14 protein-coding genes are annotated in these 15,321 nt (G+C 70.1%); 5 read left to right on the top strand and 9 right to left on the bottom strand.

Annotation, left to right across the window (positions count from 1 at the left end; translation table 11 throughout):
• From PSU4_RS28820 to PSU4_RS28800, 4 genes are all read left to right on the top strand, one after another.
• The coding region (locus PSU4_RS28820) for an acetamidase/formamidase family protein (RefSeq protein WP_186817244.1) at positions 1-265 on the top strand (265 nt) is incomplete at its 5' end.
• Positions 266-332: 67 nt separating this feature from the next.
• Positions 333-956: a response regulator transcription factor gene (locus PSU4_RS28815; RefSeq protein ID WP_147115472.1), complete on the top strand. Its 624-nt coding sequence runs from the start codon at positions 333-335 to the stop codon at positions 954-956.
• 845 nt (positions 957-1,801) lie between these two features.
• A complete protein-coding gene (locus PSU4_RS28805) occupies positions 1,802-2,467 on the top strand; it encodes an ArsR/SmtB family transcription factor (RefSeq protein ID WP_147115466.1) in 666 nt (221 codons plus the stop codon).
• A 44-nt stretch (positions 2,468-2,511) separates the two neighbouring features.
• Complete coding sequence (locus tag PSU4_RS28800; protein WP_246115409.1) at positions 2,512-3,744, top strand: MFS transporter; 1,233 nt, start codon at positions 2,512-2,514, stop codon at positions 3,742-3,744.
• A gap of 47 nt (positions 3,745-3,791) precedes the next feature.
• Here the strand turns inward: PSU4_RS28800 and PSU4_RS28795 are convergent, their stop codons facing one another.
• Together PSU4_RS28795 and PSU4_RS28790 are read right to left on the bottom strand one after the other, a co-directional pair.
• Positions 3,792-4,193: a rhodanese-like domain-containing protein gene (locus tag PSU4_RS28795; RefSeq protein ID WP_147115460.1), complete on the bottom strand. Its 402-nt coding sequence runs from the start codon at positions 4,191-4,193 to the stop codon at positions 3,792-3,794.
• A 282-nt stretch (positions 4,194-4,475) separates the two neighbouring features.
• Positions 4,476-5,186 (bottom strand): winged helix-turn-helix transcriptional regulator, encoded by a 711-nt coding sequence (locus tag PSU4_RS28790; RefSeq protein ID WP_147115457.1) that lies wholly within the window; start codon positions 5,184-5,186, stop codon positions 4,476-4,478.
• Between the two features lie 297 nt (positions 5,187-5,483).
• Here PSU4_RS28790 and PSU4_RS28785 point away from each other — a divergent pair, with 297 nt between their 5' ends.
• Positions 5,484-5,918, top strand: coding sequence for a hypothetical protein (locus PSU4_RS28785; RefSeq protein ID WP_147115454.1), 435 nt, complete (start codon positions 5,484-5,486; stop codon positions 5,916-5,918).
• A 31-nt stretch (positions 5,919-5,949) separates the two neighbouring features.
• On the opposite strand, the gene mobF is transcribed toward PSU4_RS28785, so the two are convergent.
• The 7 genes from mobF to PSU4_RS28750 form a co-directional block, all read right to left on the bottom strand.
• The gene (gene mobF / locus PSU4_RS28780; protein WP_147115451.1) at positions 5,950-10,323 is read right to left on the bottom strand and encodes a MobF family relaxase; all 4,374 of its coding nucleotides are present in this window, start codon (positions 10,321-10,323) and stop codon (positions 5,950-5,952) included.
• 232 nt (positions 10,324-10,555) lie between these two features.
• Positions 10,556-11,509 carry a hypothetical protein gene (locus PSU4_RS28775; RefSeq protein WP_147115449.1) on the bottom strand — a complete coding sequence of 318 codons (954 nt, stop codon included), beginning with the start codon at positions 11,507-11,509 and terminating at the stop codon, positions 10,556-10,558.
• Positions 11,506-11,910, bottom strand: coding sequence for a DUF2742 domain-containing protein (locus PSU4_RS28770; protein ID WP_147115446.1), 405 nt, complete (start codon positions 11,908-11,910; stop codon positions 11,506-11,508). The genes PSU4_RS28775 and PSU4_RS28770 overlap by 4 nt, the downstream gene beginning before the upstream one ends.
• Complete coding sequence (locus PSU4_RS28765) at positions 11,907-12,575, bottom strand: hypothetical protein (protein ID WP_147115443.1); 669 nt, start codon at positions 12,573-12,575, stop codon at positions 11,907-11,909. Before PSU4_RS28765 ends, PSU4_RS28770 begins: the two co-directional genes overlap by 4 nt.
• Positions 12,576-12,669: 94 nt before the next feature.
• On the bottom strand, positions 12,670-14,541 hold the full coding sequence (locus PSU4_RS28760) for a type IV secretory system conjugative DNA transfer family protein (RefSeq protein WP_147115440.1): 1,872 nt from the start codon (positions 14,539-14,541) through the stop codon (positions 12,670-12,672).
• Complete coding sequence (locus tag PSU4_RS28755; protein WP_147115437.1) at positions 14,538-14,900, bottom strand: hypothetical protein; 363 nt, start codon at positions 14,898-14,900, stop codon at positions 14,538-14,540. The genes PSU4_RS28760 and PSU4_RS28755 overlap by 4 nt, the downstream gene beginning before the upstream one ends.
• Positions 14,897-15,310, bottom strand: coding sequence for a hypothetical protein (locus PSU4_RS28750; RefSeq protein ID WP_147115434.1), 414 nt, complete (start codon positions 15,308-15,310; stop codon positions 14,897-14,899). The genes PSU4_RS28755 and PSU4_RS28750 overlap by 4 nt, the downstream gene beginning before the upstream one ends.
• Positions 15,311-15,321 lie beyond the last annotated feature (11 nt).

Genomic DNA, 15,321 nt, shown 5'->3' with positions numbered 1-15,321 from the left:
GAACCACTACAACGACGCCACGCTGGCCTACGAGAACGCCTGCATGAACGCCGTCCGGTACCTGGAGAAGTTCGGCTACAGCGGGCCGCAGGCCTACCTGCTGCTCGGCGCCGCGCCCATCGAGGGCCGCGTGTCCGGCGTCGTCGACATCCCCAACGCGTGCTGCTCGCTGTATCTGCCGACCGCGATCTTCGAGGACGACATCCGGCCGTCGGCCTCGGGACCGGTGCACAAGGACCGGGGCTCGTGCGCGGTCTCATCGTAGGTGCCGTGGCAGTAGCCAGCATTGGCGTGGGCTCGACCCGCTCGGACAGGAACTAGCAGGGAAGCTGATGATCGGCATCGTCGTAGTCGCCGAACAACCTCTGATCAGGCGCGGACTTCACCATGTGTGCAACGAGAGCGCCGTAATGAAGGTCGTCGGCGAGTCCGCATCTGCTGCCGGTGGCCTTCGTCAGGCCGGTCGGCTTCGCCCGGACGTCATCATCGTCGACCTGCCGTATTCAGAGGTGGACATTACGGCGGACGACGTTGCCGAGATCATCGACCTGCACGGCTCGGCGGTGCTGATCCTGGACACCACTGCGACCAGGGAGCGATTTGAGGGTGCGGCGGAGGAGGTGGAGTGCATCAGTCGACATGCTCGGCCAGCGGAGATCGAGGCGGCAGTGGTCCGGTTGGCGCAGCGGACGCGACACGGCACGGTCATGTCCACCTCCTCCGCGCGGTCCGCGCGATTCTCGAAGGGCATCCGGGTGACAGACAGAGAACTCGACGTCCTGTCGCTCGTGGCCGCAGGTCTGAGTAATCGAGAGCTTGCCGCCAAGCTCCATATCACCGAAGTCACCGTGAAGTTTCACATGACGAACCTGTTCCGCAAGTTCGGCGCGGTTCGCCGCACGGAGCTCGTCTACCTGGCCACCAAGGCTGGGCTGCTGTGGGGAGCAAGTGCCTGAGCTCTTGGCAGAGCCGTCTCGGCGCACGTGGTGTTCGATGCGCTCGAGTACGTCGCTTCCCATAGACAAGTCTTCTGCCGGCTCCAGCCTCGGGTCCGCAGAAGGCGCCTCGACACCACGCAGCTCCCGCAAGGGAGTCATCTCGGCCGGACCGTTGCACTCCGGGGAGGAAATGATGAACGGAAGGTCAAACCGTCGTCCTGGTCCGCGTCTTACATCGCTCGAACGTCGAGCATTCGCGGAGATATGCACCGAACTCGCCGCATCGGAACCGGTGTTCCGGAGCCACACCGCGGCGTCACTCGGGGCGCGGGTCAACCCGGCGATTTACGCGCAGCAAACCTCGGACGCAGGGTTGGCGAAGCAACTCGCGCTTCTCGTGGCTGGGCTCGTCGCGCTTGTCGTCGGCGCGGTCCTGACCTCCGTGCTGACCATCGTCGTGGGTGTCCTTCTGTGTCTCACCGGACTTGCCCGGTCGATCCTGGCGGACCGGACCGCTCAGCGGTCCTAGCTGTTGCCTCGAGCCAAGCACGAGTGGGACCGTTTGATACCCGTGCCCTAGAGTCGTTCGGGAGACCGTGTCGCCGATAACAGCCCGGCGCCGCGAACAGCGGTTCGAACCGGGTGGCGGCTTTCTCACCAATCAGCACGGCATGTGGCGCGATGACCCTTGCACGCTGCCGCCACTCACCCTCTCTGGTGCACCTGTCCGGTCATTTACTCGCAGCCTGACCGGCAGGTCGTTCATGCCGACTGTCTTCGTGACACGACCGACGGGACACACCTCCCCCTTGACCACTAAACGCAGGACAGGTCTGAGAATCCAATTATCTTTGGAGGATCAGATGAGTGACACACTAAGGGCCGAAGTCCTAGAGCAGCTTGCGCGGGTCGGTCGAGCGCTCAGCAGTGGAAAGCGGCTCGGGCTGCTGTACCTGCTGACGCAGGGACCGCGACCAATGGCGGAGCTCGCCGACGCCGCGGGTCTAAAACTCACCACAACGTCGTCACATCTTCAGATCCTCAAGAGCGCCGGCTTGGTCCGCACGACCCGCCACGGCACCGAGATTGAGTACACGATCGCAGGCGACGACGTTGCCGCGCTGTGGACCCACCTTCGTATGGTCGCAACCGCCCATCTTGCAGACGTTGACCGAGTTGCTCAGGCCTATTTCGGTCCTGACGACACTGAGGAGATCGGTCGGAGCGAGCTGCTGCGCCGTGTCGCGGACGGTCAGGCCGTCGTCCTCGACGTACGCCCGTCGCTCGAGTTCGAATCCGGACGAATCCCGGGCGCACTGTCGATCCCCCTCGACGAACTCGCCGACCGTCTCCGAGAACTCCCGACCGACCAGGAGATCGCCGCCTGCTGCCGCGGCTCGTTCTGCGTGTTGTCATACGACGCCGTTCGGCTCCTCACCTCGAAGGGCCACCGGGCAGTCCGGCTCGCCGAGGGTTTCCTCGAGTGGCGGCTTGCCTGGATGCCGGTGATGAGCGGGGCGGCGCAGTGACGGGAACGTCCGCACCACCGCCGCGTTCCGGTGATCTTGTCGATCTGACCGAGCCCGTCGAGCAACGCCACATCCTGCGAGTTCTCATCGCAGCCCAGGTGCTCAGCGGCGCGGGGCTTGCTGCCGGAATCACCGTCGGTGCGTTGCTCGCCCAGGACATGCTCGGCACGACAGGTCTGTCTGGTCTACCCAGCGCACTGTTCACCATCGGGTCGGCGGCGGCCGCAGCCTGGATCGGTCGGCTGTCGCAGCGGTGGGGCCGGCGCGTGGGCCTCGCGAGCGGATACGCCGTCGGCGCGTTGGGCAGCGCGGGAGTAGTCATGGCGGCCACCCTCGGCAGTGTCGCGCTCCTGTACGTCTCCCTCTTCGTCTACGGGGCGGGCACCGCGACAAACCTGCAGGCGCGTTACGCCGGTGCCGACCTCGCGGCGCCGGCCCGTCGTGGGCGTGCTGTGAGCACGGTCTTGGTTGCGACAACCCTCGGTGGCGTGCTGGGTCCCAACCTCGTCTCCCCCACCGGGTCGTTGGCAGTGTCCTGGGGAATTCCGCCGTTGGCCGGGCCGTTCCTGCTCGCAAGTGCAGCCTATGCAATCGCGGCTGTTGTGCTGGGCACAGCGCTTCGTCCCGATCCGTTGCTGCTGGCACGGGACCGGGAGAATGTAGTCCGGACTACAGTAGCCAGCGGTTTCCTCCGCGTCCGGGAACGCGCCCAGCGCGGAGTTGTGGTTGGTGCGCTCGTCATGATTCTCACGCAGATCGTCATGGTTGCGGTCATGACAATGGCACCGGTCCACATGGCGGCGCACGGTCACGGGGTCGCAGCCGCCGGTGTCGTCATCGCTGTCCACGTGGCAGCCATGTATCTGCCGTCGCCGGTCAGCGGGTGGCTCGTCGACCGGCACGGACGAGCGGTTGTTGCGGTGTCGTCCGGCCTGACCTTGCTGGTCGCGGGACTCCTTGCTGCGTTCGCGCCTGGGGACTCAGTCGTCCTCCTGACGGCCGCGCTTGCACTACTAGGTCTCGGCTGGAACCTCGGGCTCATCAGCGGGACCGCAATCATCACCGACACGGTCTCGGTCGAGAGCCGGGCTGCGACCCAGGGCCTGGTCGACGTCGGAATCGCGGTGGCGGGAGCTGGCGGTGGCCTGGTCTCGGGGCTCGTCGTTGCCGCGTCGAGTTACCCGGTGCTGGCGTTGACTGGCGGGATCCTCGCGCTCGCAATCATTCCAATCGTCGCCATCACGTCGGTGCGGCAGCCAGACGTAGAAGCCGAGTGACCACTTGGGGTGCGGGCTACTCGAGTGCTTGGGAGTCGGTGGGGTCCTTACATGCCGTGCTCGTCGAAGGACTCGACTGGGAGACCAGCCGCCTTCCAAGCCTGGAAGCCACCCTCCACATCTGTCGCGCCCGTGATACCGATTCTTTGCAGTGACGCCGCGGACAGGCTTGACGCAAGGCCAAGATTGCACAGAACGATGACCGGTTCATCATCTCCCGGCACGGGCGGTAGATCTGCGGCCTCCTCGTCCGAGAAGAGAGGCCGGTGGGTCGGGTCGAGAAAGACCTCGATGGCATTGCGCGGGACCCGGTAAGCACCCGGAATGATGCCCTCGGCCAGCTGCTCCTCGACGGTGCGCGTGTCGACGACAGTGACCCCCTCGTTCAGCGCTTTCGGGGCCTGCCCGGGGGTCAGGCGGTTGAGCGTGGCTTGGACGGAGTAGATCATCTCAAGTGTGCGACTCGTAGGTTCGTGCGCCACGAGGTTACCTCCCAGCTGCGCGGCCAACGGAGCACGTCGAGCCGCTGAACGTATAGACCGACCGCTTGGCGGGATTACGATCCCGCGCTGCGCTGAATCAGCTGTAACCTGTGGACCCTGCCGGATGTCCGGGAACGGGCGCTGCACCTTCCACAGGAATGTGCGCGGGCGTCGAGCGCGCCCTCGCCTCTTTGCGACCAGCGTGACACACGTAACCTAGTCCCCGGCGGTACAGACTCTGTACCACAGCTAGGGCGTGGAACGGCCCCCGGCGGCATAACGAGCGGCGACCTCGTCGGCAAAGCCGCTTCGCTCGAACCACGTCGGGAAGGCCCGAACAAGGTCAGGCTCGCCGGACAGCGACAGATCACGACTCGAGAGAGCGTCCGACCAGCTGCGCTGGCCGTACCAGACCGCGTACCAGACCTCGGACCGCGCCCGAGCATGGATGTCGACAGCGAACATCGGGTGCCGGGTGCAGACTGAAGAACCTTCTCCGTCGATGATCAGCCAACCACGGACGAGGTCCTGGTTTTGCTCGAAGATCAGCTCTGCAGTGATCCGATGGTCAGGGAGACACCGGGGGCGAAGACCCAAGCGCATCCGCCACATCAGCAGATGCGGATCGAGCTGCTCGTCCGACGGCTCGGGAAAGCTCCACCGGACCCCCCACGAACCCAGCTCCATCAGCACGCGCTCAAGATCAGCTCCGCGGTCCGTGAGCACGTAGCCCTCACTGCCCGACCCGTCGTCGGCAACTGCCATGACGAGTCCTGTCTGCCGCAGCGAGCGCAATCGCTGGCTAAGCAGAGTGCGAGACAGCCCCGGAAGCCCGCGATGGATGTCGTTGAACCGGCGGGCGCCGACGTAGAGCTCGCGGATGATCAGCAGGTTCCAGCGCTCACAGAGCAGTGCCGCCGCCATGGAAACGGGGCAGTACTCCGGTCCGGGACCGCTCATAGTCGGAGTCTACGGAGCTGGCAGCGTCCGCGACGGCCATCGATGCGGCGGAGGTCACAACGCGCAGCGCCGCAGCGCACGTCTCGTGCAACCGCGCATGCGAACTTGGCATGACACAACCGACCAGGCGCCGCTATCGGCACGTCCTTGAGCTGCTTGCTCACCTAGTCGGCGCAACGCCAGTCCACACCCCAACAGAGTTGCGGAGCGCAGCGACACCGTCGTCCGACCGCGAAGTTTAAGTTCGGGGCGACAGCCAGGTTCTGATTTGTCGGCGGTCGATGACAGAATTTCGCCATGAGCACGGTCACTGATCGTGAGATCTCTCGGATACCGGCAGGGAACCTGCGCGTGTCACGAGCTGCGTTCGGCCAGCTCTGGCGAGAGGTCGAGGCCCACGCGGATAACGAGACCGCGCGCGGCGCCTCGACCGCTAGGACGGCGGGTCTCGTGCTGTCGTGCCGTTGGATCGCCTGCGCGACGACCAAGGTGAATGAGCGGCGCTTCCCAGCGGTCCGTCCAATCGGGCAGGGAGCGCCGCTGGCGATCGCTGAGTTGATCGAGGCCGAGTACCTGGCGGCGGAGACCGCTGCGGCGGGTGGCGTGGGAGCCAGCCGGTTCGCGTCGAAGCCAGGCTATGTCGATTCGGTGTGCGCGGTGCTGCGCTGGGTATGGCGCCGCAACGGGCCACGTCCCGTCGTGGATTCCGGCCCGGGGGGTGCAGCGCGCTGATTGCGCGCGACACCCCGCTCAGGGGCTGGGTTCAGCCGAAGTCGACCGTCACGTCGTCCCGGTCCTGCTCCACTGTGCTTGCCTGTTCTTCTTCGTGCCAACGTTGGAGCTCATCGGCTCGATGGGTCGCATCGTCGTCAAGTGCCTGCCGAGCAGTGATTTCGGCAAGTGCGCGGCGGGCGTGGTCAAGCGCCGTTGAGGTTTCTGCCGCTGTCGGGACCCGGACGGCGTCTTCGTCGATGGGGTGCGGTTCCTGTGCTGCGACTTCGCGAATGTCCGGTCCGATGACGGACTCCGCTGCGGCGTGGCGGTCATCAGCCGCATTGTGGGCGGTCTGATCGTCAAGTTCGAGCAGGTCGTTCGCGGTGATCTGACGGTGCGCGTCCTCGTCCTCGCGGGCGGCGGCGTCTGCTGCGAGCCACTCCTCGGCGGTGACGCGCGGCTCGGGCTCGAGATCATCGGCGTGCCGCACGGCGAGCTCGGCTTTCGCGCGTTCGCCTCGTGCTCGGGTCTCCGCGGTGTGCGCGAGCCATTCCGCTCTGGCGCGGTCGAGTTCGTCGAGCGTGAGGATTTGCGTGTCGAGCAGGCTCGCGAGGGCGTCGGCGTCGCGGGCTTCGGAGGTGAGCCGAGTCTGCTCGGCCGGATCGCTTGCTGCGGTCGATTCGGCCTCGCGCAGCGCAGCGGTCCGCCGCGCTGCGGCGGCGGCCTGGCGGGTGCCGGCGAGTTCGTTGCCAACGTAGCGCGGGCCCCAGGTGTCTTCGCGGGCTGCGGCGCGGACTCTGACGTGGAGCTGGCCGTTGGACAGTTCCTGCTCCTCGCGGTCGGTCTCGGGTCGGCCGAGGCTACGCCACGCTGCCCGGTAAGCGGCGTAGGCCTCGGCCTCGCCGGGCGCGGGCGCCGGTCCCAAGATGTCGGTCCCGCTGGCGTGCGCGCTCAGTTCCCGATACCCGGCGACGGTACCGACCTGGTCCTGCCAGATACGCAGCTCGGCTTCGTCGGCCGGGGGTGGTCCGAAGGCGTCGATCGCCCATGCGGGCGGCTGCTCGGCGGCGAGGGTGCCGAGTTCGGCGGTGCGGTCGTCGGCGGTGACGGCGAGGCGGTCGAGGTAGACCTGCCATTGCGGGTCGCTGATCTGCGGGACCCAGTCCGTCCAGGTGCTGCCGACGGGGTCGAAGCGGCCGCGTTCGGTGATGCGGACGTAGATGACGTTGGTGAGGTTTCGCGCGCCTGCCAGAGGGCGGTCTGCGATGGCGTCGCTCAGAATCTGAAGGGGCTCGCGGCCGGCGAGCTCGGCCCGGCGCAGAATCCGGGTCAATGAGGCGGCGCCGTCCTCGGCGGCAATCCGTGTCCGCTGCGCGAGGGACAGGGTGCCGTCGGCGGCGAACTCGTCGAGCCAGGTCGCGGTCCGCTCGGTCGCGGCGAGCTGGGCGGCGTCGATCAGCAACTCAGCCGGTGTACGCACGGCCTCGGTCTCGGCAGCGGAGTGCGCGGTGGTGGCCAGCGCCGAGCGGGAGCCGGTGGCCTCCAGCGGGTCGAGCAGGACGGCGAGGGCGGCGATGGGGTCGCGGTGGACGGTCTGGTCCGGGCGACCATGTGCGGCGTCCTCGATGGCGCTGACGGTGGCAACGTGGGCGGTGTTGGTCTCGCGCCCGCGAGACATCCCGACGTAGAGGGCTGCGGGGCTGGTGCGGCTGGTGACGACGGTGTGGGCAGTATCGACGGTGGCGCCCTGCGCGGCGTGCACAGTGGTGGCATAGCCGAGAGCGAGGTGCTGGGCAACGTAGTCGGGCGGCAGCACCATCCGGGCGCGGTCGGCTGAGCCGTCGTCGAGCCTGGTGATCGCGACTTCGAGTGAGCCGTCGGCGTGGACGGCGGTGACCTGGTAGGTCTCGCGGTTGATCGGGCCACGAGGGTTCCCGGCGTGTCCGGCGAGGTGCCACCCGTTGCGGCGGGCCTGCACTAGATCCCCGACCCCGGCTGTGGTGCCGTCCAACCCGAGCTGCACACCGGTGTCCTCGACCCGCCCGAGCCGGACGAGCTCGGCGCGGAGCTCGGCGGACAGGCGCGCGGCCTGGTCGTTGGTGTCGACGAGCAGCAGCGACCGCTTGCCAGTCAGGGTATCGGCCAGCCAAGCCCGGGCGGCGGACTGTTCGGCGTCGGTGGTGGTGCCGGAGTCGAGGAGCCGGCCGTGGCGGTGGTAGTCACGCAAGACGGCCTCGTCCCCGGCCCGCAGCCGCAGCGACGCCTCCCGTTCCCAGCTTTCGGTGAACCTGCGGGCGTCGGCGAGTTCGTAGCGGGGCCCGGAGTTCGCGATGAGGTCCATGGCGCCGCCGGCGCCGACGGCGGCGAGCTGGCGGTGGTCCCCGACCAACAGCAGCTTCGCGCCCGCGTTGTCCACATGCCGGTGGATGGCCGCAAGTGAGGCGGTGTCGGTCATCGCGGACTCGTCGACCACGACGAGGTCACCAGCGTGAAGGCGCCACTGCACATCGTCAGGCCCGGCCTGGCTTTCGACCGGTGGCGCGGCGAGGCAGTCCTGAGTGACCAGCCAGCGCGCGACGTTACGGGCCTGCAGCCCCTCCCCGGCGAGGACGTTGGTCGCGACCTGCGAGGTCGCGAGCCCGAACACCCGCCGCGGCGAGCCGCCATAGAGCTCAGGATCAGACCACGCGCGGGCGAGCGCGCCGACGACGAACGACTTCCCCGTCCCGGCCGGCCCGACCAGAGTCTCGACCCGCGCCCGGGAAGTGAGGACACCGCGCACGGCCGCGGCCTGATCCGCACCGAGAGCGATGCCCTGCTCCGTGAGCCCGGCCAGGAACCGGTTCGCCGCGTGCGTAGGGAGCGCGGCAGCGCCGCCCTGGGTGGCGGCGGCGGTGAGGATCTGCTCGATCCGCACCTGGTCCGGGGTGGCGTAGAGGCGGGCGCCAGGCTGCTGGTAGACCGACTCGCCGTTGGCCAGCCGCAGCTCAGCGGGCAGGGCGTCCTCGGCGGGGCGGGCGGCATCCATCGGGGTCGCCCAGGTGAGCGCTCGGTCGGCGAGGCTGTCGAGCAGCTCAGCGACCGCGGCGCCGTCGGCAAGGCCGAGATAGTCGGGCAATGCGGCGTTGATCGCCGCTGTCAGATCGGCCCGGGTCCATGTCGACTTCCGCGACTGCACATCGGCCAGCGCGGTCTCCATCACCGCCGTCGGCGACCACGCCTGCCCCGACGACGCCGCCGGCCCGCTCGGTCGTGCCGCGAGCGCGGCGTCGGCGACCCCGGCCAGGCCGCCGCGGACATCAGCGCGGATGCGCGCGTCGATGCGATCCAGCAAGTCCGTCCGGGCCTCGCCGTGGTGAGATTTGGCCTTGCGCGTGGCCAGGGTGGCGGCCTGGTTGATGCGTTCGCGTTCGTAGCTCGTCGGGGCGCGCCCGTAGCGGGCCTCGAACCCGGACACCAGCTCCGCGGCCTTCGCGGTGAGCTTGCGCCGCCGGGTCGAGATCAGCTCCATCGCCTCCGCCGGCACACCGATGACCTCGCGGGCCTTCCCGTCCGGGCGGGTCGCCAACACCATCCCCAACGCGGAGGTGATCCGCTCCTCTGTAGTCCGCTCGGCCACCGCGGCCCCGGCGGCACGCCAGCGGTGCAGGCTCCGCCCGTCCAGGGTCCGCCAGACGCCGTCGGGGCCCTCGACACGGTTGAGGATCGTGTTGTGGACGTGCAGCTGCGGGTCCCGCTCCCGGGAGTCGTGCTGAAAGAACGACGCCACCGTCCACTCGTGCGCGTCCGCATGCCGCCCGGCGGCGCCGCCGTGGTGCCCGACCCGGGTGTAACCGGCCTTGTCCTGCAGATAGGCCAGGCCGGCGTTGTTGCCCGCCCAGATCGCGTCCTCCACCGCCTCCCGGAACCGGCCCCAAGCCTCCGCCGCCGCCTCGTCCCCCGCGCGGCGGGCGGCGACTTCCTTGGCCTCGAACGCCGTATGAAGGAGGGTCACGGACTTTTGAACGCTGAACGTGGCGTCGTAGAAGGCGACGTTGCGGCGCGCGTTCTTGCCCGCCTCGACGCGGAGTTCAGCGCGGCGTTCAGCGCTGGCGTCCGGCTCGCGTTCAAGCGCCTCGCCGTACAACTGGTCCTCCGACTTGTACGCCCGCCCCGTGTGCCCGAGCGTCGGGACCTCCGCCCAACGCGTCGGGTCGTTGAACCCCTCCGCGCGCGGGTCGAGGAACCGTTCATAGACCGCCCGCATATCCCCCGCATCGACGAGCCCGCGCAGGCCGAGCCGCTCCGCCCCGGCGCCCCACCAGCGCCCAGGAGGCTCGCCGTCAGTGACCGCGCCGGTGTAGTAGTTCTCCCGCCCCGTCGCGACCTCCTTGAGCAGGTACTCCGGGCTATAACCGTTGCTGATCCTCAGCACGAGCTCCACCCCCACGACCTGCGAATCAGGTCGCCACCCGCTTCGAGCGCGCGAAGCGCGTCGTCGGGTCGGCCGGAGGCCGGCCCGCACCTGAAGATCGTGATGCAATGGTGTGATGGCTTTGATCTTGTCGCTGTTGAGTCTGTTTCGGTGGCTTTGTCGGTCTTGCTGAAGTGGTGAGTGGTCGTGGTCTGGTCGTTCGTGAGGTGAGTGGCAGGTCGGTTCTGGGGAGCTGTGGTGGTCATGGCTGGGTGTCCTCGTGCTCGGTGTCGTGGGCGGTGTCCGGTGCCGCAGTGGCGGTGCTGCGGGGCTGGAGGACCGGGTGTGGGTGGTCGCGTAGCGCCTTGAGGACGGTCGCGGCCGTGCCGCGGGACACCCCGGCCTCGGCCTCGACCTCCGACACCGTCGGCAGGGCACCGTTGCGGGCGGCGAGGCGCGCCGCGGCGGCGAGCGCGCGGTCCCGCGCCGGGGACTCCACGCCCCGTCCGCCGGGCCGTTCAGCCCGTCCAATGAACGGGGTGACCACCGCGTCGGCGTCGTTCAGCCCGTCCCGCGGTGGCTCGCGGTGGGGTCCGGGCTCGAGGACTGGGAGGGGCGCGGTCAACGCGTCCGGGTCGCTGATTGAACGGTGTGAACGGGGCTCTGAACTGTTCAACGGGACCTGTTCAACGCTGACCGCTGAACCCTCGCCCGGCTGCTGAACGCCTGAACGCTCCTCGGCCGCCGAGGCGGTCGTGGTCGGGCTCGGGCCCGCGGCAAGGAGGTGCAGCAGGTGCGCTGCGAGGGCGGCGGCGATCGCCGGCCACGCCCCGATCCCGAACCGCAACGCACCCGGCACCGCCAACCCACCCACCTCCCCCACCCCGGTCGGAGTGACTGGCGGGAGGTCGCTGGCGAGGAACACCGCCTGCGCGAGACCGGACAGGCCGGCCGAGAGGACGACGACGGCCCACGCGTAGCCGCGCGCGGAGCCGGGCAGCCGCGCGGTAGCGGTGTAGGCGACGACCGCGAGGCCGTCGGTGATGAGCGGGTAGATCCAGGCGATCGGGGTCGGGACCCGCGCCGCGACGGCGACCTCGAACAGGCCGTGCGCGGTCGCGGCCGCGGCGCCCAGGGCGACGATGAGCCCGGGCAGCCACAGCACCCACCGGCTCCCAGCCTCGTCACCGTTGGCGTCGGTGGTGTTGGTGCTCATCGCGGCCGCCGCGTCAGCTCGTTGCCGTTGCCGCGCTGGACGATCCGTCGGGCGACCGCGGACCAGTCCCCGGCGGCCGAGATCGCGTGCGAGGCCTGCCGGGCGGCCGCCATCCGCGAGGCGCGCAGCGTGGCGACCTCCGCGGCGAGACGCGCGGCGATGACGATCGGGTCGCGCTCGACCAGGCAGCCGATCACGAACACCGCCACTGCGGCCAACTTCGCCTCGGTGCCGGCGTCGACCCACTCCTTGGTGCCGAGCAGCGGCACCTCGACATCCCCGCGCGCGGTGGCGGCGGTGATCCAGGGGTCGAGGTACTCGGCGACGGCCTCGACGTCGCGCTCGCACAACCAGCTCGACCGGCCGGTCGTGGCGCTGGTGAGGTGGTCGGTGGTGGTCATGTCCAGGCTCCTTCCGAAACAGGCTCGGCGGGTTCGGGTGCGGTGGTGTCGCGGGCGCCGGCCCACCAGGCGGCGATCTCGCCGACCTGATCGGCGCTCGGGAGGTCGGGGCGGCCGGTGGGGATCGGGGGCCTGCCCGGTCGGGCGCGGTGGCGCTCGCGGGAGCAGGAGCCGTGGTTCTGGCGGATGCGCCGCACCACGCCGGGGCGCTGGCGGTCGTGCCAGTCACCGGCCAGCGCCACCGAGGCGGCGGAGCCTTGGTAGGCGGCCGACCAGGCGTGCATCAGCCAGACGAGTTCCTCGACGACGTCGGGGTGCCACAGCCAGCAATCCGGAAGCGCCGCCGCACCGTCGGGGTAGCGGAGGTAGATCGCGCCCAGCCACGCGGCGAGGTCGTCGAGCAGGTTCGTGGTCTCGTCGGTGGTTTCGGGGGCGAAGAGCCAGGTGGGGGCGGGGCCGGCGTTGCGGCGGGTGGCGAGCGAGGCGACGGTCTCCGAGAGCCGGGCCAGGACCTCGGCCAGCTCGTCCATTCGGCCCGGCAGGCCGGTGAGGGGGTCGACGTCGCGGCGAAGTCCGTCGACGAGCCGCGCCAGCCCGGCGACCGGGCCCGACCAGCTGCCTTCGTCGCCCGTCCTCGGGTTCGGCGGCGGGTGGTTGGCGCTCATCAGAGTTCTCCAGAAGACGTTCGTGGGCAGGTCGGCCAGACCCACCCGCCGCTGCAGGCGGGTCTAGCCTCGACGTGACGGATTGCGCCGAGGGCTATCCGGTGGGGCGGTGGTCCCGGTCGTCCTCGTCGGGCAGGAGGGCGTCGACGACAACCAGGCGGGGGCGGCCGTGCGGCGGCTCGTGGGGGCCGACTGTGAGTGCGCCCCGGATCGGGCGGGCCACTGCGCGGCGACGGCGGACGCGACGAGCGACCCGGGCCGGGAGGGCCCGCCACCAGGCGGCGATCTCCTCGACGCGGGCGACGAGGTCGGGGTGGTCGTCGCGGAAGTCTGCCCAGCGGACCTCGCGGCGCTGCCAGATCATCTGCGCCCGCCCGATCACCGGCGGGATCCCCCGCCGGATCACCAGCACACGGCCCGCCGGCAGGTTCGCGATCTGCGCCGGCGACAACACTGCCGTCTTCCGCGTCGCCCGCGCCGTGCTGTGCCGGGCGGGGTCGACGGTGTCGGCGGGTTCGTCACGCTCCCCGGTCAGGGTCGACCAGAACTGCAGATCGTCCCGGTCGCGGGTGCCGCCGAACACCATGATCGAGCCCGAGTTGTTCAGGATCGTCGCCGCATCATGCGTCCCATACCGGGCGAGGAGCTGGGCGCGGGACTGGAACGCGCAGATGATGTTCACCCCGCGCCCGCCCATGTCCGCGGTCCAGGACTCGAGCGGGACCGGGCAGATCAGCGCCGCCTCGTCCAGCGCCAGCCGCAACGGTGGGTCCAGCCGGCCACCCGGTTTCGTGGCGGCGGTGCGGCGGGCCTGCCGCGCGATGTGCCCGGTCAACGCACACACCAACGGCGCGACCTGCGCCTCCTCACCACCGAGCAGGTAGACGGTGCCGTTCGTCGCGAGGAGCTCATCGACATCGAGCGGACGCGCCCACGGCGTCTCCTCCCCCAACCCCGCCGCGGCCGACGCCGCCGGGGAGGTGAGCCACCCGAGTGCAGGCATGATCGTCGAGGTGATCGAGGACCGCGTGCGGTCGTTCGTGCCCAGGAACTGGCCCAGGTCGAGCTCGAACGCCGGTTCCGGGCTGCGGCGCAGCAGCACCGTCACCTCCCGCGACGCCGCCTCCGGATCCGCCAGCCACCCGAGGACGTCACGCATCGTCTTGGCGCCGAGGGCGGCGGCGTGCAGGAGCGCGGCGAGGACGCGGCGGCCCTGGGCGTCCCAGAACTCCCGATCCCCGCTGCTGCCGGCGCGGGTGGTGGCGGCGAGCATGTCGGTGGCCCGCTCCCCCGCCGTGACCGGATCGCTGCAGCCCAAGACCGGGTCGAAGGTGACGGTGGAGGGGAGGTTGGCCAGGCCGACGGCGTTGAACACCCACACAGGGCCCCGCTCCGCTCGTCTGCCGGTGGTCAGGTCGTAGAGATCGCCACGAGTGGAGGCGACCAGCGCGGCGCCGGGGGCGTCGAGGATTTGCCCGGCCAACCAGCCGGACTTCCCGGTGCGGGGGCCGCCGAAGATCAGGGTGACGTCCTCGACCGAGGACCACACCCACAGCAGCCCGCTGCGGCACAGCCGCACCGCCACCTCCGGCACCGGCAACCGCCACCGGTCACGCCGATCCATGCCGGCGAGGGACGGGCGGACGGCGCCGGCGCGGCGGCGCATCGCCCCGCTCCCGGCATGGCGGACGACGTCGAGCGTCGAGGCCACCCCGGACTTGCGTCGGGCCCGGGAGCCCCACCGGTTCACCGTGGCCGACGAGCGGGTCCAGCGGTGCCACGCCCACACCCCGCCCGCAACTGCGGCCAGCAGCAGCACCGGAAGACCGACCGCCGTGGCCAGCGCGGCCATCGGGAGCAAGGCGACCAGACCGAGGCAGATCGCCAGCACGGTCGCGCCGCGCTTGGCGGCGATCACCGTGCCGGCGACCGCCGCGACCGGGATCAGGAAGGTCCAGAGGTTCATCGCTTCACCCCGAGTGCGTAGGCGATCGTGTCGGTGATGGCGCGGGCGTTCGCCGGGCCCATGCGGGAGAACCGGAACCGGTCCTGCCCCAACGCGATCGCCAGGTCCAGCACCGCGATCTCACTGGTTGACGCCTTGACGAACTCACCGGCGTCGAACGCGGCCCGGGCTTGGGTCCAGTTGATCCAGCACGTCCCGTCCCGGTCGCGTTCCACGCAGGCGTCGCGGAACTCCGGGCGGGCAGGCCACGTCTCGTGCACGATCAACAGCCCGACCGCGGCCGCGACATGCGGGCTGTGCCCGCGCGCCCACCGCCGCAGCCCGATCACCGCAGAGGTTGTTGACGACGGGGCGCTCATCGGGCCACCTCCGCCGGGACGTTCGCGCTGTCCGTGGTGTCGTCGACGCCGATGTGGCCGATGCGGGACCAGAAGGTGTTCGCGATCCGGTCCGCGCTGCGCAGCCGGGCGGCGAGCTCGTGCAGGTCCATCGCCGCCGCGTCCAGCCGCTCCCGCGGGTCGACGACGCGGGTATCGTCGTAGACGGGGCGGGTGTCGCCGTAGTGGGCGACCTGCCAGGCCAGCACCTCCGCCAGCCCAGCGACCGCGGCCAGGGTGTCGACGACATCGGCGGTCATCGCGTAGAAGTCGGCGTGGTCCGGCTCGGCCGTGCGCTGGGCGTGGACCGTTGCGCGCCAGGCCTTCGCCCCTGCCCGGGCCTCGCGGACGGCCTCGGGGATGTCGGGGTCGTGACTCGTGGTGGTGTTCATCTAGGGTCGGT

The sequence above is a fragment of the Pseudonocardia sulfidoxydans NBRC 16205 genome (assembly GCF_007989085.1).
GTDB classification, from domain to species: Bacteria; Actinomycetota; Actinomycetes; order Mycobacteriales; family Pseudonocardiaceae; genus Pseudonocardia; species Pseudonocardia sulfidoxydans.
The sequence above is the reverse complement of the archived record's forward strand: the minus strand, read 5'-3'. Positions and strand labels throughout refer to the sequence as shown.

Coding starts and splice junctions, on each gene's coding strand:
- PSU4_RS28815 (WP_147115472.1), top strand. CDS start 333: ATGATCGGCATCGTCGTAGTCGCCGAACAACCTCTGATCAGGCGCGGA.
- PSU4_RS28805 (WP_147115466.1), top strand. CDS start 1,802: ATGAGTGACACACTAAGGGCCGAAGTCCTAGAGCAGCTTGCGCGGGTC.
- PSU4_RS28795 (WP_147115460.1), bottom strand. CDS start 4,193: ATGATCTACTCCGTCCAAGCCACGCTCAACCGCCTGACCCCCGGGCAG.
- PSU4_RS28790 (WP_147115457.1), bottom strand. CDS start 5,186: ATGAGCGGTCCCGGACCGGAGTACTGCCCCGTTTCCATGGCGGCGGCA.
- PSU4_RS28785 (WP_147115454.1), top strand. CDS start 5,484: ATGAGCACGGTCACTGATCGTGAGATCTCTCGGATACCGGCAGGGAAC.
- PSU4_RS28775 (WP_147115449.1), bottom strand. CDS start 11,509: ATGAGCACCAACACCACCGACGCCAACGGTGACGAGGCTGGGAGCCGG.
- PSU4_RS28770 (WP_147115446.1), bottom strand. CDS start 11,910: ATGACCACCACCGACCACCTCACCAGCGCCACGACCGGCCGGTCGAGC.
- PSU4_RS28765 (WP_147115443.1), bottom strand. CDS start 12,575: ATGAGCGCCAACCACCCGCCGCCGAACCCGAGGACGGGCGACGAAGGC.
- PSU4_RS28760 (WP_147115440.1), bottom strand. CDS start 14,541: ATGAACCTCTGGACCTTCCTGATCCCGGTCGCGGCGGTCGCCGGCACG.
- PSU4_RS28755 (WP_147115437.1), bottom strand. CDS start 14,900: ATGAGCGCCCCGTCGTCAACAACCTCTGCGGTGATCGGGCTGCGGCGG.
- PSU4_RS28750 (WP_147115434.1), bottom strand. CDS start 15,310: ATGAACACCACCACGAGTCACGACCCCGACATCCCCGAGGCCGTCCGC.